Source organism: Candidatus Protochlamydia amoebophila UWE25, assembly GCF_000011565.2.
GTDB classification, from domain to species: Bacteria; Chlamydiota; Chlamydiia; order Chlamydiales; family Parachlamydiaceae; genus Protochlamydia; species Protochlamydia amoebophila.
On the sequence record NC_005861.2, the window covers coordinates 1,238,739 to 1,264,918 of the forward strand.

14 protein-coding genes, 3 rRNA genes and 1 pseudogene are annotated in these 26,180 nt (G+C 36.6%); 3 read left to right on the plus strand and 15 right to left on the minus strand.

Annotation, left to right across the window (positions count from 1 at the left end; all coding sequences use genetic code 11):
- Positions 1-249: 249 nt before the first annotated feature.
- From PC_RS09925 to PC_RS04975, 5 genes are all read right to left on the minus strand, one after another.
- The gene (locus tag PC_RS09925) at positions 250-2,004 is read right to left on the minus strand and encodes a leucine-rich repeat domain-containing protein (protein ID WP_052278654.1); all 1,755 of its coding nucleotides are present in this window, start codon (positions 2,002-2,004) and stop codon (positions 250-252) included.
- A 477-nt stretch (positions 2,005-2,481) separates the two neighbouring features.
- Positions 2,482-4,686 (minus strand): leucine-rich repeat domain-containing protein, encoded by a 2,205-nt coding sequence (locus PC_RS04960; protein ID WP_011175582.1) that lies wholly within the window; start codon positions 4,684-4,686, stop codon positions 2,482-2,484.
- Positions 4,687-4,960: 274 nt separating this feature from the next.
- Entirely contained in the window at positions 4,961-6,949 is a 1,989-nt protein-coding gene (locus PC_RS09930) for a leucine-rich repeat domain-containing protein (protein ID WP_011175583.1), read from the minus strand.
- A gap of 511 nt (positions 6,950-7,460) precedes the next feature.
- Positions 7,461-7,892 carry a hypothetical protein gene (locus PC_RS04970; RefSeq protein WP_011175584.1) on the minus strand — a complete coding sequence of 144 codons (432 nt, stop codon included), beginning with the start codon at positions 7,890-7,892 and terminating at the stop codon, positions 7,461-7,463.
- Positions 7,892-8,488, minus strand: coding sequence for a ParA family protein (locus PC_RS04975; RefSeq protein WP_011175585.1), 597 nt, complete (start codon positions 8,486-8,488; stop codon positions 7,892-7,894). The genes PC_RS04970 and PC_RS04975 overlap by 1 nt, the downstream gene beginning before the upstream one ends.
- On the opposite strand from PC_RS04975, the pseudogene PC_RS11210 reads away from it, so the two are divergent.
- Both PC_RS11210 and PC_RS04980 read left to right on the plus strand, forming a co-directional pair.
- Positions 8,488-8,589 (plus strand): annotated as a pseudogene (locus PC_RS11210) (IS1 family transposase); the annotation flags it as partial. The gene PC_RS04975 and the pseudogene PC_RS11210 overlap by 1 nt on opposite strands.
- Positions 8,590-8,800: 211 nt before the next feature.
- Positions 8,801-9,001, plus strand: a complete 201-nt coding sequence (locus PC_RS04980) for a hypothetical protein (RefSeq protein WP_011175586.1) — start codon at positions 8,801-8,803, stop codon at positions 8,999-9,001.
- A 56-nt stretch (positions 9,002-9,057) separates the two neighbouring features.
- On the opposite strand, the gene PC_RS04985 is transcribed toward PC_RS04980, so the two are convergent.
- The 7 genes from PC_RS04985 to PC_RS05015 all read right to left on the minus strand — a co-directional run bounded on the left by PC_RS04985 (position 9,058) and on the right by PC_RS05015 (position 22,451).
- Complete coding sequence (locus PC_RS04985) at positions 9,058-9,342, minus strand: hypothetical protein (protein ID WP_011175587.1); 285 nt, start codon at positions 9,340-9,342, stop codon at positions 9,058-9,060.
- Positions 9,343-9,630: 288 nt separating this feature from the next.
- Positions 9,631-9,745, minus strand: a 5S ribosomal RNA gene (gene rrf / locus PC_RS04990).
- Positions 9,746-9,876: 131 nt separating this feature from the next.
- Positions 9,877-12,826, minus strand: a 23S ribosomal RNA gene (locus tag PC_RS04995).
- Between the two features lie 308 nt (positions 12,827-13,134).
- Positions 13,135-14,674: ribosomal RNA gene (locus tag PC_RS05000) — 16S ribosomal RNA — on the minus strand.
- Together the 16S, 23S and 5S rRNA genes form the textbook arrangement of a ribosomal RNA operon.
- Before the next feature lie 705 nt (positions 14,675-15,379).
- Positions 15,380-17,977: a hypothetical protein gene (locus PC_RS05005; RefSeq protein ID WP_011175588.1), complete on the minus strand. Its 2,598-nt coding sequence runs from the start codon at positions 17,975-17,977 to the stop codon at positions 15,380-15,382.
- A gap of 67 nt (positions 17,978-18,044) precedes the next feature.
- Positions 18,045-20,651 carry a synaptonemal complex protein 1 gene (locus tag PC_RS05010; protein WP_011175589.1) on the minus strand — a complete coding sequence of 869 codons (2,607 nt, stop codon included), beginning with the start codon at positions 20,649-20,651 and terminating at the stop codon, positions 18,045-18,047.
- A gap of 1,110 nt (positions 20,652-21,761) precedes the next feature.
- Positions 21,762-22,451, minus strand: coding sequence for an adenylate kinase (locus PC_RS05015; protein ID WP_181679062.1), 690 nt, complete (start codon positions 22,449-22,451; stop codon positions 21,762-21,764).
- 357 nt (positions 22,452-22,808) lie between these two features.
- Between PC_RS05015 and ribD the strand changes: the two genes are divergently transcribed.
- Complete coding sequence (gene ribD / locus PC_RS05020; protein WP_011175592.1) at positions 22,809-23,915, plus strand: bifunctional diaminohydroxyphosphoribosylaminopyrimidine deaminase/5-amino-6-(5-phosphoribosylamino)uracil reductase RibD; 1,107 nt, start codon at positions 22,809-22,811, stop codon at positions 23,913-23,915.
- On the opposite strand, the gene PC_RS05025 is transcribed toward ribD, so the two are convergent.
- Genes PC_RS05025 through PC_RS05035 form a run of 3 tightly spaced genes read right to left on the minus strand, consistent with a single transcriptional unit; the run spans position 23,912 to position 25,955 of the window.
- Positions 23,912-25,084: a class I SAM-dependent rRNA methyltransferase gene (locus tag PC_RS05025; RefSeq protein ID WP_011175593.1), complete on the minus strand. Its 1,173-nt coding sequence runs from the start codon at positions 25,082-25,084 to the stop codon at positions 23,912-23,914. The two genes, ribD and PC_RS05025, sit on opposite strands and share 4 nt — an antisense overlap.
- Before the next feature lie 21 nt (positions 25,085-25,105).
- Entirely contained in the window at positions 25,106-25,546 is a 441-nt protein-coding gene (locus PC_RS05030) for a DUF423 domain-containing protein (RefSeq protein ID WP_011175594.1), read from the minus strand.
- Positions 25,515-25,955 carry a hypothetical protein gene (locus PC_RS05035; protein WP_011175595.1) on the minus strand — a complete coding sequence of 147 codons (441 nt, stop codon included), beginning with the start codon at positions 25,953-25,955 and terminating at the stop codon, positions 25,515-25,517. The genes PC_RS05030 and PC_RS05035 overlap by 32 nt, the downstream gene beginning before the upstream one ends.
- Between the last annotated feature and the right edge of the window lie 225 nt (positions 25,956-26,180).

The window sequence follows — 26,180 nt, forward strand, 5'->3', positions numbered from 1 at the left end:
TTTTTTGAAGCTCTCTTCTTTTGTCCTCCTCCTTATTCTTGATAAAATGGCGCCTTATTTAAGAGTATTTTTGGCGTTTACAAGCATAAAATTGTTGGTATAGTGCCTCCAAAATCAGCGAATATCTCTCTTAGAAGAGCGTCTCAATGGAAATTGATCAAATTTAATGAAATTTTATCTTTTATCTACTTAGGACAAAGTACGCTTTTATTTTCGCCGCCTGGTTTCTCTTTTTATTGAAAGTTTTTTCTATTTAATAATTTTTAAATTGTGTGAAACTGCTAAAGTTTTAAAACGTGCTAATCCATCGTCAGTGAGATGATAGCATAGGCTTAGAACTAGATATTGCAAACCCGTTAAGGGTGTCAAATGGGTTAATCCCTCATCAGTGAAATTTTTGCACCAACTTAGATCTAAATGCGTCAAAGTCACCAAAGATTTTAAATGCGCTAATCCATCATCAGTGAGTTTCCTACAGTTGCTTAGATTGAGATGCTGCAAAGCTGTTAAAGGTGCCAAATGAGCTAATCCAGTATCCGTGAGATTCTCCCAATCGCTTAGATATAGATGCTGCAAAGCCGTTAAGGGTATCAAATGGACTAATCCGGCATCGGTGAGATTATAGCAACTACTTAGATTTAGATGTTGCAAAGCGGTTAAGGGTGCCAAATGGGCTAATCCAGCATCCGTGAGATTCTTGCACGCACTCAGATTTAGATACTGCAAACCCATTAAAGGCGTCAAATGGGCTAATCCAGCATCCGTGAGATTTCTATATTGACTTAAATCTAGATGCTGCAAAGCCGTTAAGGGTTTTAAATGCGCTATTCCAGCGTCAGTGAGATAATAGCATAGACTTAGATCTAGATGCTGCAAAGCCGTTAAAGGTTTCAAATGCGCTAATCCCGCATCGGTGAGTTTCCAGTATTGGCTTAAATCTAGATGCTGCAAAGCCGTTAAAGTTGTCAAATGGGTTAATCCTGCATCGGTGAGATTTTTACAGTTAGTTAGAGCTAGACGCTGCAAAGCCTTTAAAGGTGCTAAATGGGCTAATCCATCATCCGTGAGATTCTCACAATAGCTCAGATCTAGGTGTTGCAAAGCTGTTAAGGGCGTCAAATGGGCTAATCCATCATCCGTGAGATTCTCGCAATAGCTCAGATCTAGACGTTGCAAAGCTGTTAAAGGTGTCAAATGCGCTAATCCTGCATCAGTGACACCCCAACATTTCTTACAATGAAGTACTTTTAAATTTTCACAATCTTTTAATGCTAAAAGATGGGCATCTGTTAAATAAGCATTGTCTGAAAAATTGAGTGTTTCTATCTTCTTTAAGAAGTGATTTATAATTCTTTTAAACTCGGCTAACTGAGAGGTCTGGTTTAATAAGGCGCTCACAACAGTGAATTCTAAATAGTTCTTCAATCTATTTAATTGACAGCGACGCGCGAAACTTAAAATCTCTTTTAATCTGACTAAACTTTCTTCAGTGGAGTTAAAGGGTTCAAATCTTTGTAATTTGTATCCATCAATCAGCTGTTCTTCTAAATTTTTCACCACTTCTGCCAGTTCATAATAATCGGCTAGGTGAATGGAAGAAGTAATCTCTTCTAAGGGAACATTAAAGTTAACGTCCATCAGGCAATTGAGCAAAAGCGTAAAGTCTTTTTGTGTTAAAGCCAGAGGATGTTGCAGGGTTTCTTGAAATTGCCCCGACCACAAATTTTTAAAATAGAGGGATTTTTCCCTTAACAAAGCTAGCTGAGAGTGAGAAATAGTCAGAGAAGTTCCCTCGTGAAAGTTTAGTTGAAGTTCTTCAGATAAAGGTGAAAGAGCGGAAGGTTGAATCGTTGACGCACTAGTTTCTTCTAGATTAGGCAAAGGATTGTCTAAGGGAGTATTTTCATCCACAAGAGGATCACTAATCTCTTGAAGAGGGGAGTAAGATGGAGTCGTTGTAGGGACAAGTTGACTAGGATTAAACCCAAAATTAGAAATATTCAAAATGACCGTCCCAATGAGTAAAATAAATTTTCATTTATAGATATTTTAACAATATGATGGATAGATAAAAATTATTGCAATATTAATAAGTTAAAATAGGCAGCCATTTTAAAGAGAATTTATTCTTATCAATAAAGAACAATTAAAAACCAAATAAGGATCAATATAGTTCAAACATAAACTCTTCAGCTTTTGATTTGAAAGTGCCTTAAGTCCGCGAGATGATAAGATCATGAAGCAAACGGGTTATAAGATCTTTGATGCGATTAGAGGGTCTATTTGATTAGGAAATATGTGGACGGAAAATGCCGTGACTAAAATTGATTTATAAACTTAATTTCCATCCTATAATACATCTTACAGCTGATATTTCGCTTAGAGAAACGTCTCAATGAAAATTGATCAACTTTAATGAAATTTTATCCTTGATCCTCTTAGGACAAAGTACTCTTTTATTTTTGGACCTAGTTTCCTTCTTTATAGAAATCTATCCAGCCTTATTTCTAAATTAAATGAAGCTGCTAAAGTTTCAAAACGTTCTAATCCATCATCAGTGATCTCACGCCCATATAGATCTAAACGTTGTAAAGCCATTAAATGTGTTAAATGGGCTAATCCAGCATCGGTGATCTCACAGTAGCTCAGATCTAAATACTGCAAAGCCGCTAAGGGTTTCAAATGGGCTAATCCATCATCAGTGAGTTTCTCGCATCTGTTTAGAGTTAAATGCTGCAAAGCCGTTAAGGGTGTTAAATGCGCTAATCCTGTATCGGTAAGTTTCCTACAGTCGTTTAAAGCTAGATGCTGCAAAGCTGTTAAAGGTGCCAAATGGGCCAATCCTGCATCGGTGAGTCTATTGCAACTGCCTAGATATAGATATTGCAAAGTCGTTAAGGGTGTTAAATGGGCTAATCCTGCATCGGTGAGTTGCCAGCAATAGACTAGAACTAGATGCTGCAAGCCCGTTAAAGGTGTCAAATGGGCTAATCCTGCATCGGTGATCTCACAGCAGCTCAGATCTAAATACTGCAAAGCCGTTAGGGGTGTCAAATGGGCTAATCCTGCATCGGTGAGCTTATCGCACCAACTTAGAACTAGACGCTGCAAGCCCGTTAAAGGTGCTAAATGGGCTAATCCATCATCAGTGAGATTCTTACAATGGCTCAGATCTAGGTGTTGCAAAGCTGTTAAGGGCGTCAAATGCGCTAATCCATTATCCGTGAATTTTCTACAATTACACAGATTAAGATGCTGCAAAGCTGTTAAGGGCGTCAAATGGGCTAAACCTGCATCAGTGAGATTCTTATATTCGCTTAGATTTAGATACTGCAAACCCGTCAAAGATGTCAAATGCGCTAATCCTGCATCGGTGAAATTTTGACAATCGCTTAAATCTAGATGCTGTAAAGCTGTTAAGGGTGTTAAATGCGCTAATCCTGCATCGGTAAGACTGTTACACCTGCTTAGATCTAAATGCTGTAAAGCCGTTAAAGGTGTCAAATGGGCTAATCCAGCATCGGTAAGTTTCCAACACTCGCTTAGATTTAGATGCTGCAAAGCGGTTAAGGGTTTCAAATGGGATAATCCAGCATCGGTGAGATCCTTGCACCTATTTAGATTTAGATGTTGCAAACCCGTTAAAGGTGTCAAATGCGCCAATCCTGCATCTTTGAGATACTCGCATCTGTTTAGATTTAGATGCTGCAAAGCCGTTAAGGGTGTTAAATGCGCTAATCCTGCATCGGTAAGACTGCTGCACCAGCTTAGATCTAGATGCTGCAAGCCCGTTAAAGGTGTCAAATGCGCTAATCCATCATCAGTGAGTTTCTCGCAATCGCTTAGATCTAGATACTGCAAAGTCGTTAAGGGTGTCAAATGCGCTAATCCTGCATCAGTGACACCCCAACATTTCTTAAAATGAAGTATTTTTAAATTTTTACAATTTTTTAATGTTAAAAGATGGGCATCGGTTAAACGGGCATTTTCTGAAAAATTAAGTGTTTCTATCTTCTTTGAGAAGTGATTTACAATTTTTTCAAACTTCTCTAACTGAGAGGTCTGGTTTAATAAGGCGCTCACAACGGTGAATTCTAAATAGTTTTTCAAAGGGTTTAATCGACATTGCTGCGCAAAATTTAAAATCTCTTTTAATCTGACTAAACTTTCTTCAGTGGAGTTAAAGGGTTCAAATCTTTGTGATTTGTATCCATCAATCAGCTGTTCTTCTAAATTTGTTACCACTTCTGTTAGTTCATAATAATCAGCTAGTTGAATGGCAGAAGTGATCTCTTCCAAAGGAACTTTAAATTTAGCATCCATGACACAATTAAGCAAAAGCGTAAAGTCTTTTTGTATTAAAGCGAGAGGATGTTGCAGGGTTTCTTGAAATTGCCCCGACCACAGATTCTTAAAATAAGGCGATTTGTCCCTTAACAAAGCTAGCTGAGAGTGAGAAATAGTCAGAGAAGTTCCCTCTTGAAAGCTTAGTTGAATTTCATCAGATGAAAGTGAAAGAGCGGGAGCTTGAATCGTTGAGGCACCGGTTTCTTCTAGATTAGGCAAAGGATTGTCTAAGGGAGTGTTTTCATCCACAAGAGGATCACTAATCTCTTGAGGATAGTAAGAAGGAGCCGTTGTAGGGACAAGTTGACTAGGATTAAACCCAAAATTAGAAATATTCAAAATGACCATCCCAATGAATAAAATAAATTTTCATTTATAGCTATTTTAACAATATGATGAATAGATAAAAATTATTGCAATATTAATAAGTTAAAATAGGCAGTCACATAAAATTGATTTATAAGCTTAATTTCCATCCTATAATACATCTTATCGCGGATATTTCGCTTAGAGAAGCGTCTCAACGAGAATTGATAAACTTTAATGAAATTTTATCCCTTAACTTTTTAAAACAAAATACTCACTCTTTTATTTTTGGCCCTAGTTACCTTCTTTATGGAAAGCTACCCAGCCTTATTTCTAGATTGAGTGAAGCTGCTAAAGTTTTAAAACGTGCTAACCCTGCTTTGGTGAGACGCCAGCATTGGCTTAAATCTAGATGCCGCAAACCCGTTAAGGGTGTCAAATGCGCTAACCCTGCATCCGTGAGATTTTGACAATATCTCAAATCTAGATGCTGCAAAGCCGTTAAGGATGTTAAATGCGCTAATCCTGCATCAGTGAGTTTCCTGCACCAGTTTAGATATAGATACTGCAAAGCGGTTAAGGGTGTCAAATGCGCTAATCCTGCATCCGTGAGATTCTTGCAATTGCTCAGATTTAGATGCTGCAAACCCGTTAAGAGTTTCAAATGCACTAATCCGGCATCGGTAAGTTTATCGCAAGAGATTAAACCTAGATGCTGCAAACTCGTTAAAGGTGTCAAATGCGCTAATCCTACATCGGTGAGATTATAGCAACTACTCAGATCTAAATGCTGCAAAGCCGTTAAGGGTGTTAAATGCGCTAATCCAACATCAGTGAGTTTATTGCACCTGCTTAGATTTAGATGTTGTAAAACTGATAAGGGTGTTAAATGCGCTAATCCATTATCCGTGAATTTTCTACAATTACACAGATTAAGATGCTGCAAACCCGTTAAAGGTGTCAAATGCGCTAATCCTGCATCGGTGAGATTCTGGCAACCGCTTAAATCAAGATGCTGCAAACCCGTTAAAGGTGTCAAATGCGCTAATCCTGCATCGGTGAGATTCTGGCAACCGCTTAAATCAAGATGCTGCAAACCCGTTAAAGGTGTCAAATGTGCTAATCCTGCGTCGGTGAGTTTATTGCACCTGCTTAGATTTAGATGCTGCAAACCCGTTAAAGGTGTCAAATGGGCTAATCCTGCATCGGTGAGATTCTGGCAACCGCTTAAATCTAGATGCTGTAAACCCATTAAGGGTGTTAAATGCGCTAATCCTGCATCCGTGAGATTCTGACAACCGCTTAAACCTAGATGCTGCAGAGCCGTTAAGGGTGTCAAATGGGCTAAACCTGCATCAGTGAGATTCTTATATTCGCTTAGATTTAGATACTGCAAAGCGGTTAAGGGTGTTAAATGCGCTAATCCTGCATTGGTGAGACGCCAGCATTGGCCTAGACCTAGATGCTGCAAAGCCGTTAAGGGTGTTAAATGCGCTAATCCTGCATCGGTGAGATGCCTGCATTCCTTAAAATGAAGTACTTTTAAATTTTCACAACTTTTTAATGCTAAAAAACAGGCATTGTTTAAAATTTTGTTTGGAAGATTAAGAATTTTTATCTCATTTGAAAAATGATTTATAATTCTTCCAAACTCATCCGACAGAAAGGCCTTGTTTAATAATTCGCTCACAACGGTGAATTCTAAATAGTTCTTCAATGTATTTAATTGACAGCGCTGCGCGAAACTTAAAATCTCTTTTAATCTGACTAAACTTTCTTCAGTAGAGTTAAAAGGTTCAAATCTCTGAGATTTATATTCCTCCATCAGCTGTTTTTCTAAATTCTTCACTACTTCTGTTAGTTCATAATAATCGGTTAGTTGAATGGCAGAAATAATCTCTTCTAAGGGAACTTTAAAGTTAGCGTCCATCAGGAAATTGAGCAAAAGCGTAAAGTCTTTTTTTGTTAAATCGAGAGGGTGTTGCAGGGTTTCTTGAAAATTTCCTGACCAAAGAGTTTTAAAATAAAGGGATTTTTCCCTTAACAAAGCTAACTGAGAAGGAGAAATAGTTAGAGAAGTTCCCTCGTGAAAGCTTAGTTGAACTTCTTCAGATGAAGGTGAAAGAGTGGAAGGTTGAATCGTTGACGCACTAGTTTCTTCTAGATTAGGCAAAGGATTGTCTAAGGGAGTATTTTCATTCTCAAGTTGATCGTTAATGTCTTGAAGAGGATAGTAAGATGGATTCGTTGTATTGACAAGATAACTAGAATTAAGCCCAAAATTAGAAATATTCAAAATGACCATCCCACTGAGTAAAATAAATTTTCATTTTATAGATGTTTTAACAATATTATTTATAGATAAAATTATTGCAATATTAATAAGTTAAAATAGGCAGTCACATTTTAAGAGAAAATTTATCCTTTAGGTAGGTATTAAAATTGCTTTAAATCTGTTTATTAGCCATATTGCAAGTTTAGAATTTATTCCGAAGCTTTTCTGATTCTATAGCCCTCAATAGCTAAATAAACCGCTCTTAGGCCATCTTCATTAGCTACCAAATATCTTTTTCTGATATGCCTAAATTTTTAAGTATACTTTTTGTTTCATTGCTTTGTTTGTGCTATACGTTTTGCAGATTAAGAAATAAATTTCGCGCAGACATTACATCTAATTCCGTTTTATATTATGTCAGATTATTGGTTGTTTTTATGTAGGCTCTTCAGCATTTTGATTTTAAGTGTTCTAAGATCAATAGTTGTATAGTTTGAATTTCCTTAAATAAGGAATTCCCTAACTTAAGGAGTTAGGAAAATAATTTAGTAATCCATTTTCTCACATCATCTTCATCTACAAGAATCTCCATAGACAAATGATTTTCTTTTTCTAAAAATATATCTATTAAGGCCCTCATTAGAGTATTTGCTGTTATTCTTTCTTTAGAATCGTTTCCTTTTAGATCACGTGAGCGAAATTTCATAATCTTTTTAGCGACTTGGTCAAGACCTTCTTTTTGTTCAGCAGTTAAAAGAGCTGTTACCTTATCCAAGCTTTGCCATTTGGGCTTTTGTCCTATTACTGATTGAACTTGAAGTTCACTAGATTCATTATTAATTTTTGGCTGATGAATGTAGTTTAAAGAGGCTGATTCTGGTTTTACTTCTTCAAGAGGCTTTTGAGAAGTAGATTTCAAACCACTAAATAAACTATTTTTTGTTTCTTGTGGATTTATTGCCATTAAGCTTTCTCCAGTCTATGCAAAAGTTCTTTTGTCGCATTTAAATAATCGAAATGACCCTTTCCTTTTGAATTTTCAGCTTGAAATATAGTTTGTCTTTTTTGTGGACATGCTTTCAACTTCGTATTAACTCTAATGACGTTTTCAAACATATCTCCAGGAAATGTGTCTCGCAGTATATTTTCAACGTCACTTGAAATACTTTCTCTACGATTTACCATTGTTAATAAAGATCCTAAATTTGATATGGATGGGTTAGATGGCTTAATTAACTCAATTGTTTTAATAAGATGTCGGATTCCAACAAGTGGAAGGTACTCTGCACTCACTGGCACTAAATAATAGTTACTTGCAATAAGGCTATTTACTGTTGTAAAACTAATATGAGGTGGGTTATCAATTAAAATAAAATCATATTCGGATATTAAATCATTTTTAAGTGCAACTTTAAGCTTATATTCTCTTCTTATCGGGCAAGAATGTAATTTTAAATCGAGATCAATCATTGGTTCGCCAGAAGGAGCGATCTGAAGATTATCTACCAAAGTAGGCTTGATGATGTCTTTTAAGGAAATTTTATCATTTAAAATAGCCAAGGAAAACACTTTCATTTTCTAAAAAACTAACTAAACACATTGGGTTAATAAAATACTTTATTTGTGATTACGATAGACAATTGAGAGCCTTACCTATTTAGCACTACCCATTTTTGTTTTTATAGTGTTAAATCCGTTCAAGAATCATTAATTTTTTCAAAGCTAACAATGCAGCAACAAGTTTAAGCGTAAGGTTTTTATGCACCCATCGTTTTTCATTATCGGAATTCTGTTTTTTATAGCGATTCTTTTAAACTATTACTACCTTAATTCTAATTCAGATATTGACTTAGATGATTAGAAAGGCTTACTTTGACTCCTTTAAGAATTCGAATAAATCAAAATGATAATAAGGCTGATCGCAAGCTAGCTCACCTTTTAAACTTGCATGGGAAAACCAAACTTTTAGACTCTCTGATGCAAAAACGACATTATAAGTTAGCTAGTCTAGCGATAGGAGCTTTAATCACTTCTGGTAAAGGAAGTATAGGATTGAGATGGCCAAAATGTTGAATGAGCCTATCAATGATGACAGGATAGTGCAATCTTATGATAATAGAGTCAATCAATTATGCGAGAAATAACGAAGGGAAGAGTATCAAAAAATTGTTTAATGAAAGTTGTGTTTTGCTAGGTAAAATTTTTTGATTAATAAATCGCTCAACTTTGCGCTGGATAAGATTTTTTTTAATAGTATCGTGCTGATAACCAATTTCATAAGGAGTTCTTTTCAAAAGCAAAATTTGTTGTAATTCATCACTTTGCAATATTCCTTTTCCTTTGAAATTTAGTTCAGCAGAAAGATCGCAAACAAGGTAAATTAACGCTATAATCCTAAAAATAGTTTTTTTCATAATAAAACCGATTTATAAGTAAAATTAATTGTATACATCTCTATGTTTTAATATTGAAAATTCTTTAATTGCTTTTAGATGATTTGGCTCAAGATTGAAAACTGTCTGATAGTATTTGATGGCAACTTTCAAATATTTAACAACTTTATATTCATTTTCATGAGTAGCTTTATTGGGGGGTGTCAGGGCAAATAATGGGCGGTTGGCAAGGAAGCCTCAAAGAAAAGGGAAGAAAGGGGGCAAAAAAAAAGGGCCTTAAAACGGGGTGTTTTAAGGCCAAAAAGAAAAGTTTGGCGGCGACCTACTCTCCCACACTCTTGTGTGCAGTACCATCGGCGATGAAAGGCTTGACTTCTGAGTTCGGAATGGGTTCAGGTATTTCCCTTTCTCTAATGCCACCAAACGAAAATCATAAAAGGTTTAAGTTTCACTTATCAAAATCAGCTCTTGAAAACAATCTCACACGCTTGATTTTTTATTTCGCACCACACTGTTTGTGCTAAAGGGAATGGTTTTCATCCTTTAGAAAAAAAGGTGGTCAAGCCGATCGACCGATTAGTATTGGTAAGCTCAACGCATTACTGCGCTTACACACCCAACCTATTAACCACATGGTCTATATGGTGTCTGATAGGGATACCTTATCTTGAGGGAGGCTTGGCGTTTATATGCTTTCAACGCTTATCCGTTCCGAACATAGCTACCCGGCAATGCTCTTGGCAGAACAACCGGCTCACCATTGGTTCGTCCACTTCGGTCCTCTCGTACTAGAAGCAGCTCCTCTCAAGTATCCTACGCCCACAAAAGATAGGGACCAAACTGTCTCACGACGTTTTGAACCCAACTCGCGTACCGCTTTAATTGGCGAACAGCCAAACCCTTGGGACCTTCTTCAGCCCCAGGATGCGATGAGTCGACATCGAGGTGCCAAACCGCCACGTCGATATGAACTCTTGGTGGCGATAAGCCTGTTATCCCCGGAGTACCTTTTATCCGTTGAGCGACGGCGATTCCACATTCCACCGCCGGATCACTAAGCCCGACTTTCGTCTCTGTTCGACTTGCAGGTCTCACAGTTAACTTGCCTTATACCTTTACGCTCTACTCGTGATTGCCAACCACGATGAGGCAAGCTTTGGACTCCTCCGTTACTCTTTAGGAGGATACCGCCCCAGCAAAACTGCCCGTCTGACAATGTCCGAATCCCAGCTTCATGGGATTTCGTTAGATTCCCGACTTATCAAGACCAGTATTTCAACGACGACTCCAGCTCACCTGACGATGAGCTTTCTTAGTCTCCTGGTTATTCTACACATGACAAGTCAAGAGCCAATATCAGAGTACAGTAAAGGTTCACGGGGTCTTTCCGTCTTATTGCGGGTAAACAGCATCTTCACTGCTACTACAATTTCACCGAGTCTCTTGTTGAGACAGTGCCCAGATCGTTATACCATTCGTGCAGGTCGGAACTTACCCGACAAGGAATTTCGCTACCTTAGGACCGTTATAGTTACGGCCGCCATTCACCAGGGCTTAAATTCAATGCTTTGCACTTAACGTGCTAACATCTCCTTTTGACCTTTTGGCATTGGGCAGGCATCACACCATATACTTCGACTTAGACGTCTTTGCATAGTGCTGTGTTTTTGTTAAACAGTCGCCTGGGCCATTTCTCTGCGGCCACAGGATGCTCTAGCAGCGAGTGCTATCACAACTTGTGGCTCCTCTTCTCCCGAAGTTACGAGGATAATTTGCCGAGTTCCTTAACAAGAGTTCTCTCGCGCGCCTTAGAATATTCTTCCCACCCACCTGTGTCGGTTTTGGTACGGTCACCATCAACGATTAGAGTCTATTTCTTGGAAGCCTTGCGCTACGCTATCGGTTCCCCCGAAGGTTTCCCTTAGTGACAACCTGGTCTTCCGTTAGCGGATTTACCTACTAACCAACCTCATTGCCCCACGGACACATCCAATGGTCCGCGCGCTTAACGTACTCCGTCGACCCGTCACCAATGTTTTAGGTGGCGCAGGAATATTTAACCTGCTTTCCATCACCTACGCTTTTCAGCCTCGGCTTAGGGACCGGCTAACCCAGGGAAGACGAACTTTACCCTGGAAACCTTAGGTTTTCGGCGAGGAGGATTTTCACCTCCTTTATCGTTTACTCATGCCATGCATTATCACTAGTATGCGCTCCAACGCTCCTTACGGTACATCTTCGACGCTGCATACTACGCTCTCCTACCGCTTATTCTTTAACAGAATAAACCCGCGATTTCGGCTCTATGCTTTAGTCCCGGATATTATCGGCGCAGAGTTTCTCGATTGGTGAGCTGTTACGCACTCTTTAAATGATGGCTGCCTCTAAGCCAACATCCCAACTGTTTTAGAAACTCCACTTCCTTACTCACTTAGCATAGAATTAGGGGCCTTAATCGGCGATCTGGGCTGTTCCCCTTTTGACAACGTAGCTTATCCCACGCTGTCTATCTCCCGGACGACTTTACAGTATTCGGAGTTTGATTTCCTTTGGTAGGTCGGTAAGACCCCCGCGTGAATTCAGTGCTCTACCCCTGTAAAGGGCTGTCCGAGGCTAACCCGAAAGTTATTTCGAAGAGAACAAGATATCTCCAAGTTTGATTGGCCTTTCACCCCTATCCACAACTCATCCAAAACTTTTTCAACAGTTACTAGTTCGGTCCTCCACAAGGTGTTACCCTTGCTTCAACCTGGTCATGGATAGATCACTTGGTTTCGTGTCTGCGCCAAATGACTTAACGCCCTTTTAAGACTCGCTTTCGCTTCGGCTTCGGAATGAGATCCCTTAACCTTGCCATTTAACGCAACTCGCTGGCTCATCATGCAAAAGGCACGCCGTCAGCCATTCCCAAATCATTGGGCATAGGCCTTCGACCGTTTGTAAGCTATTGGTTTCAGGTTCTATTTCACTCCCCTAACAGGGGTTCTTTTCACCTTTCCCTCACGGTACTGGTTCACTATCGGTCATTAACGAGTATTTAGCCTTGGAGGGTGGTCCCTCCGGATTCAGACCGGGTTTCACGTGTCCGGCCCTACTCAGGTGCTCATCTGACTAGCTCTCTTTTTCGCATACGGGGCTTTCACCTTGTATCGCCTAACTTTCCAGAAATGTTCTGCTAAAGTTCGCTAGCCGTTGTGATGAGTCCTACAACCCCACTAATAAATTAGTGGTTTGGGCTCTTCCCACTTCGCTCGCCGCTACTATGGGAATCTCTGATTTGATTTCTTTTCCTCTGCCTACTTAGATGTTTCAGTTCGGCAGGTGTCGCCTCCTTAACCTATGAATTCAGTTAAGGATAACCAGACATTACTCTGGTTGGATTGCTCCATTCGGATATCTCCGGGTCAATGCTTTTTTCCAGCTCACCGAAGCTTTTCGCAGGTTTCGCGTCCTTCATCGCCTGTTAATGCCAAGGCATCCACCAATAGCCCTTAATAGCTTGACCAAAAAATTTTAGTCTCAAGCAATTAAGTATGAGTTACGACTCACATAAGCTGATCGCTTATGTCACTTAAATTTTTGTGTGAAGATTATTCTCAAGCGCTGATTTTGATCAGTGAATTTGTGATGACTTTTGTCATCTTTACTTTTCACGTTTCTTGTTCTTTCGAACAATCAACGTTTCAGATTAAACTTGATTCTTAAACTTTTATGACTTTCAAAATAGTTTCTGTCGTTTGACAGTATAAGTAAGACAATGTACGAAGCATAGAGCTTGCCCAACCTGTTTGCTAAGTTAGCAAACTGTCCTTTAAAGGAGGTGATCCAGCCCCACCTTCCGGTAGGGCTACCTTGTTACGACTTCATCCCAGTCATCGGCCTCACCTTACACGCCTCTTCCCTTGCGGTTAAGCCAGCGGATTCGGGTAAAACCAACTCCCATGATGTGACGGGCGGTGTGTACAAGACCCGGGAACGTATTCACGGCGATGTTGCTGACTCGCCATTACTAGCAATTCCGTCTTCATGTAGTCGAGTTGCAGACTACAATCTGAACTGGGGCCGGCTTTCGGGATTTGCTTCACCTCGCGGCTTCGCTGCCTTTTGTACCGACCATTGTAGCACGTGTGTAGCCCCAGACATAAGGGCCATGCGGACTTGACGTCATCCTCACCTTCCTCCTGGTTAACCCAGGCAGTCTCATTAGAGTTCCCACCTTAAATGTTGGCAACTAATGATAAGGGTTGCGCTCGTTGCGGGACTTAACCCAACACCTCACGGCACGAGCTGACGACAGCCATGCAGCACCTGTGTAGCAGTCCCGAAGGAAAGGCCTATTTCTAGACCGGTCTACTACATGTCAAGTCTGGGTAAGGTTCTTCGCGTTGCATCGAATTAAACCACATGCTCCACTGCTTGTGCGGGTCCCCGTCAATTCTTTTGAGTTTCAGCCTTGCGACTGTACTCCCCAGGCGGTATACTTAACGCGTTAGCTACGGCACAACTAGGGTTGAGTCCAGTTACACCAAGTATACATAGTTTACGGCAAGGACTACCAGGGTATCTAATCCTGTTTGATCCCCTTGCTTTCGCGCTTTAGCGTCAGGTATAAGCTAGAAAACCGCCTTCGCCACCGGTGTTCTTCCACATATCTACGCATTTCACCGCTACTTGTGGAATTCCGTTTTCTCCGCCTACCCTCTAGAGATGTAGTTTCAAATGCTGTTCCGAGGTTGAGCCTCGGGATTTCACATCTGACTGACACCCCCGCCTACGCGCCCTTTACGCCCAATAAATCCGATTAATGCTTGCACCCTCCGTATTACCGCAGCTGCTGGCACGGAGTTAGCCGGTGCTTCTTTACCTGGTACGCTCAAAATCACTGGATGTTAGCCAGCTCATCTTGTTCCCAGGCGAAAGAGCTTTACGACCCTAAGGCCTTCTTCACTCACACAGCGTCGCATCGTCAGGCTTTCGCCCATTGCGAATGATTCTCGACTGCAGCCTCCCGTAGGAGTCTGGGCAGTTCTCAGTCCCAGTGTTGGCGGTCAATCTCTCAATCCGCCTAGACGTCTTAGCCTTGGTGCGCCTTTACCACACCAACTAGCTGATATCCCATGGACCTCTCTTTAACCGCGAGGTCTTGCGATCCCCCACTTTAATAAAAAAAAGATGTCTTCTTTTCACCCTATCCGGTATTAGCGGTCGTTTCCAACCGTTATCCCAGAGTTAAAGGCAAGTTATCCATGTCTTACTAACCCTTCCGCCACTAAACCCGAAGGTTTCGTTCGACTTGCATGCCTCATCCACGCTGTCAGCATTCAATCTGAACCAAGATCAAATTCTCACAGAAAAATAAACTCTTGAAAACCTGAGTTGATTATATTAATCTGCACTACTTAAACGTAGTGCTATATGTGGGGCATCTTCATGCCTCACACAAGCTCTATTGTTTGCTTGCACATTGTCTTTCTTATACTGTCAAAACAATCTCGCGTCGCTCAAAACGATCGCTATTCTTACGATTAATTTATCGTTAGAGTACACAAAGATTAGCGAAATGAAGGAATTAATGCAACAGCTAAAAAATAAAACTCTTTAAAAAATGCACAAACAACTTATTATGAGTTGATAAAACTTGAGTGTATTGCTCTCACCACATTTCTTTCTTCTTTACTAGCTCCTTTTTTTACCTTCTAACTTTTTACAAGATAAACTTCCCGTCAGTTTAAGCTTTAATACCAACATTGCACAATCGCCATTGCAACCTTTACTTATAGTTTTGAATCGTGCAAAGGAGGGCGAGAGCAACTAAAACAATTAAATATAAATAACTTGAGTAAAAAATAAATTTCATTTAAAAATTTTTTAGTTTTAAAAATTTTTGAAAATTTATCCGGGAGAAAAGTTAAAAAAGAAACGATTGCTACTTAAAGTAAATTTAAAAAGGTTGAGGTATCAGAGACACCCAAAGACACCCAAACCAATTTTTATAATTTCTACTCAAGAAGTCGTATATATAGAAAAAGAAAGATAGATAAATTGATGATTAAGCTTATTAAAAAGCTCTATTAGAATAAGCATGCAGATAAATTTTATCATAAGCTGATTTTGACTCTGGGGTAAGCAAAGCTGAATTTTTTTTCACCTTAGGCCAAAGTGGCTCATAAGTAGGCGTTTTCCCATTCCCATGGAGGGTAGTTTTATACAAATATAAAACCTCGAAGGTATTGGGACCAAAGTAGTAATAGCTGGATTCAGGAACTGTTAAACCAAATTCATTTAAAATAAGGGGTTGATTTAATTCCTGCCTGGCCGCTATCCCTGAATCTATAATTACCGCTATTTTCACTCCAATGACCTCAGCCATTAATTGAATTTCCAGATCGCCAAAATTACTTACATTAATAATTGGATAATTCTTACCTCTCATATAACTTTGGTATTTCTCGATAGAGAGTTTATATTCATTATAAATTTGATTTTTAAACTGTGCCGCCTTTTCAGGAATATCAAGATAAGCAGCAATGGCATTTTTCAACTGTTTTACAGTTGATTCCGATATAAGCTCCCTTTCAGTTGTCAATAAAGCGGAAAACGCACTCATCAAACACCCATGCGGGCTAAAATAGGGATGTTTATGCCAATATTGCATATCTATTCCAACATAATTTGTGGGACAGATTTGTCCCTTTGGATTAACAGCTTCACGATTCAAGCCTCTATAAAAATCCTGATAGGTTTTTACTGTATCCTGAATAACATGTTTCAAATTTGAGTCTAAGCAAGCATGATTAGGAGTCCAGGGAATTGTCCCGGTCTGAGAAGTCGAGGCAGTTTTCAATTCACCAGTTTCTACTTTAAATTTTTTGAAAGGTTTAACCCCTTCATCGTCATATAAATCCCTTAAAATGATTAAATGTTGAGGACCAAATTTTGTTTTAAGCGTCAAAGCAAGATTGCAAATTAATTGAAAAGTTGTTTTTATTTTTTCAACTCTTTGATTATCTTTTTGCTGCAAAAATTTTCGCGTATTAATCATTTCTGGATGATCTTCTTCAATTAAGTCTTCCATTACTAAATTAAATAAATGCAGTTTTTCTTCCTCAGATAAATCAACTAACAACCTTTTTAAACTTTCAGGATCATAGGATGGTAGTGAGTTATTTTGACATGGCTCCACTGCATAAGTAAATTCATCCACAACTCGATTAATTCTTCGTAAATGGTCAGAATTAGCCGTTTCACCATAAGGGCAATCAAGCACTATTTCAGGTGCAGGAGCAGCAAGGGAAACTCCGTCTACATTCAATTTTAATAAATATCCTCTACAGCCATTTTCTTCTAATCGACTATGAGTCATAAATTTTAATACCATAAATCGATACAAGGCTTGGCAATTCCATTCATAGCTAACTGTATAGAGATGCTTATTAAAATTAATCTTTCCATGTTTAGCTAATTCCACTAATTCTTTAAATGAATTAGCGTAAAGAACTTCTAAAAACTCTCGGGCTGTCTTTATTCCTTTATAATTTTTTACATACTCTGTTTCTTTAGATGGATCAAAATCTCCGTCAAAATTTAGTCCATAATCCCCTGGAATGACGCCTTGATTTTCAACTCGGGCATATGCTTGGTTGATTTGGCCTATTTGGCTATAAACCTTTTCAGTTGGTGTCAAATCTGCACTTTCTCTTTCCAAATCTTTTTTTAATTGGAATAACTTCTGTGTCAGTTCTTGCTCACGTCGAATTTTTACTTTTAACTCTTCTAAGGCTAATGTTGGATTATCTAAAGTTTTTTTTGAGAGCATTTTTTTAGCTTTTTCTATAATAAGAGTATTTAAATTTTCTAAATCTTTTACTCTGCACTTTAAGAAAGCCACGGATCCTAATTTTTCCACCTCATAGCTAGCATTTTGTTTAGCCAAGTTTTTCACTTCCGAATCCAATCTTTCAATTTCTTGTGCCAGCCATTTAAGCCTCTCTTTTTTCTCATTAATTTGGAAAAAATCGTTCCCGATAGGTAACCTAGCAATTTTAACTTTTAAACTTTTGGTTCTTCGTAAAAAATTTAATTGATTATTAATCTGTTTAGCTAATTCTATTTGTCGTTGAGAAATAATAACCTGAAAATTTTCGGTTTCTCTTTTTAAATTCGCGATATGTAATTTATTTTGTCTAAATTGATAGAAACTATAAAATCCGATAGAAACAATATTAGCTAATAGAAGACCTAAAAAAGTTATGCGTGGGACTGCAAAATTTTGCATAACAAGGCTTTGCTCGTTGTTCAAAATGCTTTCTAATGACCGCTTCTTTAACTGCTCATTCGTTATATTTATATCTTCAATTCTGTTATCAAAATTTAAGGTCAAATCAGTTTGTTGAACTTCTTTTTCTAATGTAAAGATCTTATTTTTTAAATTTTCAAATCTTTCCAGAAGTTCTCGCGTGTTAGATACTAACTTTGCCTGTTTACACTTGATATGTTGAATTTTTCGTTGTTGTTCAACAATACGCCTGACTCCATATTTACCTAAACTTAAGATATTTAAAACAATAAACGTCACATGATTGAATGCAATAAGTGATTCAGACTGAGGAGCATAAACGTTTCCTAAACTGCTTGGTTGTACTGTCAAGTTACTCATAAATTCCTATATACTTATGATAATTCGTATTAATTTATACTCTCATACCTTAGACACCCTAAAGCAATTAATCTTTAGCTTGAGCTAACAATCTCCAATAAAGGTGCAATTTATTAACAGTGCTTTCAATCCTTTCGACAATCCCCTCTCCAAATACATTTTCATCAAATGAACTTAGATAAGTTTTTAAATTCTCACCTTTATGATATTTTGAAAATAATCCATAGTAAGTGACACTCGGATGATTATAAAGGTAATAAACTTCTTTTGTGTTTGGTCCAAAGTAATTGATTTGACCAGCTGGAATCATAGCTCCAGATTCATCAAGAGCCGTATTTTGGCCAAGCACAAATACACCTATTTTCACCCCGATTAATCGAGCAGTCAATTCAATCTCAATATCAGAATATTCGGAAATCATTTCTATCGATTCTCCTCTCAACCACTTTTGGTATTGTTTGAGAGACCAATGATAATCTTGTTTAATTCTATCTTTAAATTCTTTTGCTGTTTCTTCGTTATCTAAACAATCTGCCACCGCTTCTTTTAAAAATTTTAAATATCTTTTATTAACATAATTTTCATTTGTCATAATGATAGCTAAGAGATTGGAGAACAAACACCCGCGAGGAGAAGTATCGTAAACATAGCCTTCTAACAATTCATGACTCCCGTAGTATTGTTCAGAGAGTCCTTTGATTTTATCATCACTCTTCCATTGAGCTGCATATGCTTTATTTAAAGGATTTTGCAAATAACCAGGGATCATTTGCATCATTTGTAAGATAGAATGATCTGCTTGAGCCTCTTGCAAAGCAGTATAAAGCAAAGGATATTTCGCAAGAATTTCAATATTCATTTGCCATGCTACAATAGGTGCAGAGTCTTCGATTTGATCCAAAATGTTTATGCTTACTTTCTTATAAGGAGTTACAAGAGGTTTATCATTTGTCATTTTTTCCTGCCAAACGACTCCTGTATGCTTTTCAAAATTTTTCATAATAGAGGCAGCTATATCACAAACATGGTCATAAACAAGATTAACAAGCGCAACTCTTTTTTTATCCCCCCTTGTAACAAATTCTCTCAAACTTTTACTTTCTTGACTTCCTTCTTCGAAAAAAGGATCCATAAGCCAATAATAAAGATATTGTTGCTCTTCTTCAGTCAACAAAATCCAAATTCGTTTTGCTCTTACAGGATCTATTCCATATTGTAAACCTGCCGTCCCCGAAACTGGGCCAAATGGGTCTTCATTTCTCAAAATGATTTTGCTTCCGAAGCGGCCATTTTCAAAAGTTCCTACTTGAGCAGGATTAGAAGGCCTCATTTCTAGCTCAGAAGCTCTTCCGATTTTCAATTTTATTCCTTGACAGTCTCTGACAATAGCACCATGCTCTAATACATCTAATACGAGAAGTTGATAAATAGCCATTTTACTATATAAATAGTCTGGATCTAGATAAATCATTTCACTATCATTAAATTTAACATTCGATGTTGAGTCATTGCCTAATTTAAGCATTTTGTCTAAAATATATGTCAAACTTTCATTTATGAATTTCTCCGGAGTCACTGTTTTTTCATTTCGTTTAACGTAATCTGTAAACAAATTCTCTTCATCATCATTACTATTTAAACCATAATCTCCTTGTACTTCTTCATCAGCTAAAACGATTCCATACTGATCTAATGTCTTTTTGTCTGAGGGATTTATCGGTTTTAACTGCCCAAGAATAGACGTTCCTGACTGTTTTTTTATACGAGAAATTTGGTCTAATTTTTGCTGTAATTGCTTTACTTTAGCCTTATCTTGTCCAATAACTTCTAAAGTTTTTTCATAAGTCATTTGTTCAAAAACGTCTGCATAGACTTTTTTTAATGCTAAACGTTGGCTGTCCAGTTTGACGCACTGCTCCTGCAATCTTGTTAAATCAATATGAAGCGTTTCCCAGTTCTTTTTATCAGATTCTAGTTTCCTTAAACAAGCTTCGTCTTCAATTAATTTTTGTCTAATTTCTGAAATTTCATTTTCTATGATATGGGGATTTTGGCTATAAGCTTGTAAACCTTTTTGCCAACTTACAAATGATTTTGCGATTTTTATATTTGATAAAATTTGATGCTCTTTTTGCTCGTTATCCCTCTGAAATTTATCTTTAATGTAATTATTTTGCTTTATCAAAAGCGAAACTTTTTTATTTAATAAAGAATTTTGATAGGCACTGTAAATACCTAAAGTTAAGAAATTTGTTATTAAATTTTTTAAAAAATTAGCAAAACTGATAGATAAATCTGAATCTGGGAATAATAAGCTAAATTGTCTTTTTAAGTTTTTAGTTTCGATTTCTAAGGTAGTTAAATTTTCCTCTGAAATGAAAGTCGCACCTTGAGTTTTATTTAAAATTTCTTCACGAACAGTTGCTAAGCGGCTTTCTAGATCATTCCATTTCTGGATGAAATTAGATAATTCCTCTTGCATTTGTTTTTGCACGCGTTCAAGATTATTTATCTTATTTTTTTTCGCTAAAATTTCCAAACTACCGTAAGTACCTAGGGTGATGGTATTAAAAAATATAAAAGTTATCGTCTCCACAAGTGAATTGACGGTTGCTGTGAAAGGATTAAAATTTTGTCCAAATTGAATAGATGTGTGTAGATCACCAACCAACATGTTATCCCTTCTTAACTGGAAAAATTAATTAAATTAAATAATTTTGAAAATCCAATAAATTCTTAATATAATGCATATTAAAAATAAAAATTAAACACTAACTATTTTTTAGATAGAATTTAATCCAAATTCTCATTCATATAGAGAACTGCAATCTACCTCAAGGAAAAAAAGATGGGATAAATATATTGTTAATTTTTTATTAATAATTGAATGAGTCTGCCTTTCTAATTTAGATTAATCAGCTCAACTGCTATTTTTGATAAATGATATGTCACATCTTTCATACAGAAAATGCTATACTAAAAGAGAGAAAAATAAAACCGATTCTCAGCTTAATAAAAGCAGGAATTTTTCTGCTCAATTCTTAACAATTGCAGATTTTGAATTAACACAAATACTTAAAATAAGTTTTAAACTTCTCGAATTATAAAAAAAATTAGAAATAGAAAGTCTAAAGTTTATTAAGAATACTATCTCTTCATTACAATTTAATTATCATAGTCATTTAATAGTTCTTAAACATCATGCTCAAGCAATATTATAAAATTCGAATCACCTTAATCTATAAATGAAATTCGATAAAGGAAAATTAATTCACAAACTGTAATTTCAAGTTGGTTTACCATACACTGAGTTCATCAGGAGACTTATGCTATTTTAAATCAACAACTATTTCAAGTTTTTATAATTCAACAAAATTCTGTAGATATAGGTTACAATCCCACAATAGCGAAAATTCAACTTTAAGAGCTGTAACTAAATTTCCAATTTTGTATCTTTCAGACTATGGAAAACTTGTTTGGCTTCTACAGTTTAGTAATAAAGGCTGTTGGGCTAGGATTTAATAAGCATTTGCAGTCTTTATATTTAAATTTCTTAATAAATTTTATTCAGAATTCTAAAAAATAATTTAAATAAACTTATCGTAGCTAAAAATAAAAAATTTAAAAATTAGTTTAAATTAATGATCATGCGCACTTGCTAGACCTCACGGATTTTACAAATGAAAAATTTTAATGTGAAACCACAATAAATTTTTCTTTTAACTCGAGTGTGAATTCTTTTCACTGACAGACATTGCATCAGAATTAAAAAATCTAATAGAAGTTATAAGTACTTTTCATTAATAGATTTTTTCAACTGGTAATAAACCGTATCAGAATTTTGATTTCCATCAAATTTTAACAGAATTCCTTGATCAGTATAATATTGAATAAGAGGGCTTGTCAACTCATGATAAACTTCTAATCTTTTTAAAACTATGTTGGCATCATCATCTGGACGACGATAAATCTCTCCCCCACATTTATCACAAACTCCAGGAAGACGAGGAGAAGAAGAATAAAGATTATAAACCATTCCGCAATTCTTACAAACAAGCCGACCTTCTGCTCGCTTAACAATCACTGCATCGGGAACTTCTAAATATAAAACAATCAGAGGGATTTTTATATCCCGTTTACCAGCTAAAGCTTCTGCTTGTGCGACAGTACGAGGAAAACCATCTAGTAAATATCCTCTAGCACAATCTGGATGGGCAAGTCGATCAAACAGCATATCCATTACAAATTCGTCGGGCACTAATTTTCCTGCTTGAATAAATTCTTTTGCCTTCAAACCGATAATCGTTTCTTTTGACATATGCTCTCTAAAAAGATCGCCGCTAGAGATGTGAGGAATTTGATATTCATGCGCAAGTCTTTTTGCTTGAGTTCCTTTTCCCGAGCCTGGAGGGCCAAGTAAAATTAAAGCAACGGCTGCTTGAGTACTGACTAGAGGTTTTGTGCTTTTTATCATAATCATTGGAAAGTTAAATAAAAAAAAATAGAATAGACAAAATAAAAATCTTAATCAAGGACTATACTCAAAGTAGTGATATTTTCAATTTGATTTAATATTTCTTGAAAAATTCGTTACTCAAGAAAAGCCTAAAAAAGTTTTCCCCATTTGATTAAAAGTTTCAATAATGATTACTTCCCAACTTTTTATATCCTACTTTTTCCAAGAGTAAGTAAATTCTTTTGAAACTTTTATGTGAGCATAAGAACCGTAATTTCATATTATTTAATTGGCTCGAGCTTTGAGTTTTCTAGATTTATTGTTAACATTTGTTAATTAAGATAAGTTTATTTAAATTATTAGGATAATTTTTCAATGAAAAACTCTGAAATACATCATACGTTCATGCTAGAAGCCATTGCAGAATCTTGGAAAGCACGTCTTCATGCTCCTCCTAATCCTTGGGTGGGATGTGTCATTGTCAAAGATCAAAAAATCATTGGAAAAGGTTATACATATCCATCAGGACAAGCTCATGCTGAAATCAATGCCTTAAAATCAGCTAGTGAAAATGCTAAAGGAGCTTCTTTATACGTAACTTTAGAGCCCTGCTCTCATCATGGAAAAACACCACCTTGCACAGAAGCGATTATTCGCGCAGGGATTTTAAATGTCTATGTGGCTTTAAAAGATCCTGATTCACGAGTTCGAGGGCAAGGGATTCAGAAACTCCGAGAAGCAGGTATTCATGTTAAAGTAGGAATTGGTGAAAAAGAAGCAAAAGTTGTATTAACCCCTTATTTATATCAACGTGAAAGCCAAATCCCTTATACAGTCTTAAAAATAGCGACAAGCGTTGATGGTCGAACAGCTGCTGTGGATGGAACTTCTCAATGGTTAACGTCTTCTGAAGCACGATTAGATGCGCATCTGCAAAGAGCTTATTCCCAAGCGGTTGTAATCGGATCTGGAACTGCGACTATTGACTCGCCTCAACTTACAGTTCGACATCCAACTATTCATCTATTTCAACAACCACAAAGAATTTTAATTGATTCTAGCGGCAAAACTCCTGCAACAGGCCTCTTATTTGATCAAAAGTTAGCCCCAACTCTTGTTTTAACAACGAAAGCTTCATCTATTACGAGGCAAAATGAATGGTTAAAAACTGGGGCAGAGGTCATTGTGATTTCTGCAACAAAAAATGGGCATGTCAACTTACGCGAAGCATGGCAATTACTTGCGAAAAGAGGAATTATTCAAGTTCTTGTCGAGGGTGGATCTACGTTACAAAGTGCTTTGTTAGAAATCGGTCTTGTTAATTGTCTGTCAGTTTATACAGGGCCATTATTAATAGGTAAAAGCGGACTTCCACTATTTTCTAAGGAAATTCCGACTCTAAAAAAAGCCAAGTTGTTAAAAATTCAAAATATCAAACAGTTCGACAATTCCTTTCGAGTAGATTATTTACTAAAAGTTTAATCTAGGTAAAGGAGAAAGCTTTTTAAATAATCGCTTTCTGGATGAAACAGATTAATGGGGTGGTCACAGGCTAATTGATGTCTACCGATGAGGCGTACATTTCTATTTGCTTCTGCTGCCGCCTGAAAAACAACTTTTTGAAATAGAAGCTCATTAACATGATGTGAACAAGAACAGGTCAAAAGAAGAGATCTTCTAGGCATTTTTTGCATTGCTAATCGATTAATGTCTTTATAACCACGGCAAGCAGCTATGACATCTTTTTGCTTTTTTGCAAAAGCAGGAGGATCTAAAATAACAAGATCATAATCAAGAACATCTTCACGTAAAAAATTGAAGACGTCAGCACAAATGAATCGGCTGCCAAATTCGGAAAGTTCATTTAAAACAAAGTGTTTTTGACAAGCATTTACAGCTTCTTGAGAAATATCTACTGAATCTACTCGTTTAGCTCCTCCAGCCATAGCATATACGCTAAAACCACCAGTGTAAGAAAAAGCATTTAATACTTTTTTGTTGAAAGATAAAGTTTTTATCCATTGGCGCATTTCGCGATGATCAAGAAAAAAGCCTGTTTTTTGAGATTTATGTAAATTCGTTGTAAATTTTAAACCATTTTCAAAAAATGAAATGTCGCCAACTTCTTCTCCTGATAAATGCTTTTGTACATCTGCTAATCCTTCTTCTTTACGAGAAGGTAATATCGATTTTTCAAAAATCGATCTTGGTTGAAAGAGTTCGTTGAGAGTCTCAATAATCCACGGCTTCAATTCGTCAATTCCTTTAGTTGAGCTTTGTAAGACAAAGACATCTTGATAAACGTCTATCGTCAACCCAGGAATCGCATCTCCTTCGCCATGCACAAAACGATAAGCATTAGTTTGTCTGAAATCAAATAACTGCTGTCTAAATTTCCATGCTGAAATGAGCCGTTTTTTAAGAGTTTCTAATGGCGGAACGTTATTGAACGAAACCATTCTACCAACAATTCCCGAACGACGATTAAAATATCCATAACCTAGCAATTGGTGAGAGGAAGCACAAACAGGAAGAATCTGGCCGTCTTTAAATGAAGGATAGGATTGCACAGCTCCAGAAAAAATCCAATGATGATAATTCCTAATTGCTTTATCTTTACCAGGCTTTAAAATAACACTATGCCGTTGCATATATAAATCTATATTAATCAATTATTTGTCAAAAAAACCAAATAACATTAAAAAAAACCAACCTATGAGCAAAGCTGCCCCACCAATAGGTGTAATTATTCCCCATCGTTTTACATTAGTTAATACAAGTGTATATAAACTACCTGAAAACAAAAACACGCCGATAATAAATGTCCAACCAGCTTTTGGTAACCAAGATGATTGAGAACTTTTCATCAAAAATGCGATTAGAATTAGCGTTAAAGCATGGTACATTTGATAACGTACGGCAACTTCAAAAACTCCTAAATATTCAGATGTCAACCTTGACTTGAGTAGGTGTGAGCCGAAAGCACCCGCAGCTATTGACAACATGCCAAAAAGAGATCCAAAAAGATAAAATAACTGTTGTTGAAATTGCATGTGATGACTTTCAAAAAGATAAACTAGATTAATTAACTTTGTTACTTTTAACGATTTCATGAACTTTTTTCATGTAACTATCCCATTTACTTCTTAAATTTTTGATAGATTCTTCAAAACGTCTTTGTTCTTTCTCAGAATCATTAAATAAAGAAGCAATCACTTGTCGAATATTTTTTTTAGTTCCTTCATCAGGATTCACTTTTTGAAATAATAGAACCGCATTTAAAGCTTGCTCAATTCGTTGATTATTTTTTTGTCCATTTGCCAAAACTAATTTTCTATTCTCTAAGGTTCCTTCGATCAATGTATTATATAATTCAAGGTCTTTTATAAATTCAGAAATTTCGTGGTTAGTAACAGAATCCCCTGGTTGGCAATATTTTTTTTGGAAATATTCAATTTTATTGGCTACTTCGTCCAATTGCTTGAGAAAAGGTACTTCGTCTAAAGAGGTATTGTTGAACATATAGCATACTCCGCTTAGTCCTACGCTTGCTTATCCACTACTATTAAAGTGATTAAACTTTTAATTAACAATAACCCATACTTAGAAATCTGCAAGCCAAAAGGAAAAATATAAATTTCAATAAAAACTTTTTAACTATAGCAGTATAGTATCAATTTTTATCTAATGAGTCAACTGATAGACTTAAAATATATTTTATATAAAAAAATACTATTAATAATAGCT

What these genes read in the sequence shown, in the direction of transcription:
- PC_RS04970 (WP_011175584.1), bottom strand. Translation starts at nt 7,892, where the DNA reads ATGGCAATAAATCCACAAGAAACAAAAAATAGTTTATTTAGTGGTTTG.
- PC_RS04985 (WP_011175587.1), bottom strand. Translation starts at nt 9,342, where the DNA reads ATGAAAAAAACTATTTTTAGGATTATAGCGTTAATTTACCTTGTTTGC.
- PC_RS05005 (WP_011175588.1), bottom strand. Translation starts at nt 17,977, where the DNA reads ATGAGTAACTTGACAGTACAACCAAGCAGTTTAGGAAACGTTTATGCT.
- PC_RS05010 (WP_011175589.1), bottom strand. Translation starts at nt 20,651, where the DNA reads ATGTTGGTTGGTGATCTACACACATCTATTCAATTTGGACAAAATTTT.
- PC_RS05015 (WP_181679062.1), bottom strand. Translation starts at nt 22,451, where the DNA reads ATGATAAAAAGCACAAAACCTCTAGTCAGTACTCAAGCAGCCGTTGCT.
- ribD (WP_011175592.1), top strand. Translation starts at nt 22,809, where the DNA reads ATGAAAAACTCTGAAATACATCATACGTTCATGCTAGAAGCCATTGCA.
- PC_RS05025 (WP_011175593.1), bottom strand. Translation starts at nt 25,084, where the DNA reads ATGCAACGGCATAGTGTTATTTTAAAGCCTGGTAAAGATAAAGCAATT.
- PC_RS05030 (WP_011175594.1), bottom strand. Translation starts at nt 25,546, where the DNA reads ATGAAATCGTTAAAAGTAACAAAGTTAATTAATCTAGTTTATCTTTTT.
- PC_RS05035 (WP_011175595.1), bottom strand. Translation starts at nt 25,955, where the DNA reads ATGTTCAACAATACCTCTTTAGACGAAGTACCTTTTCTCAAGCAATTG.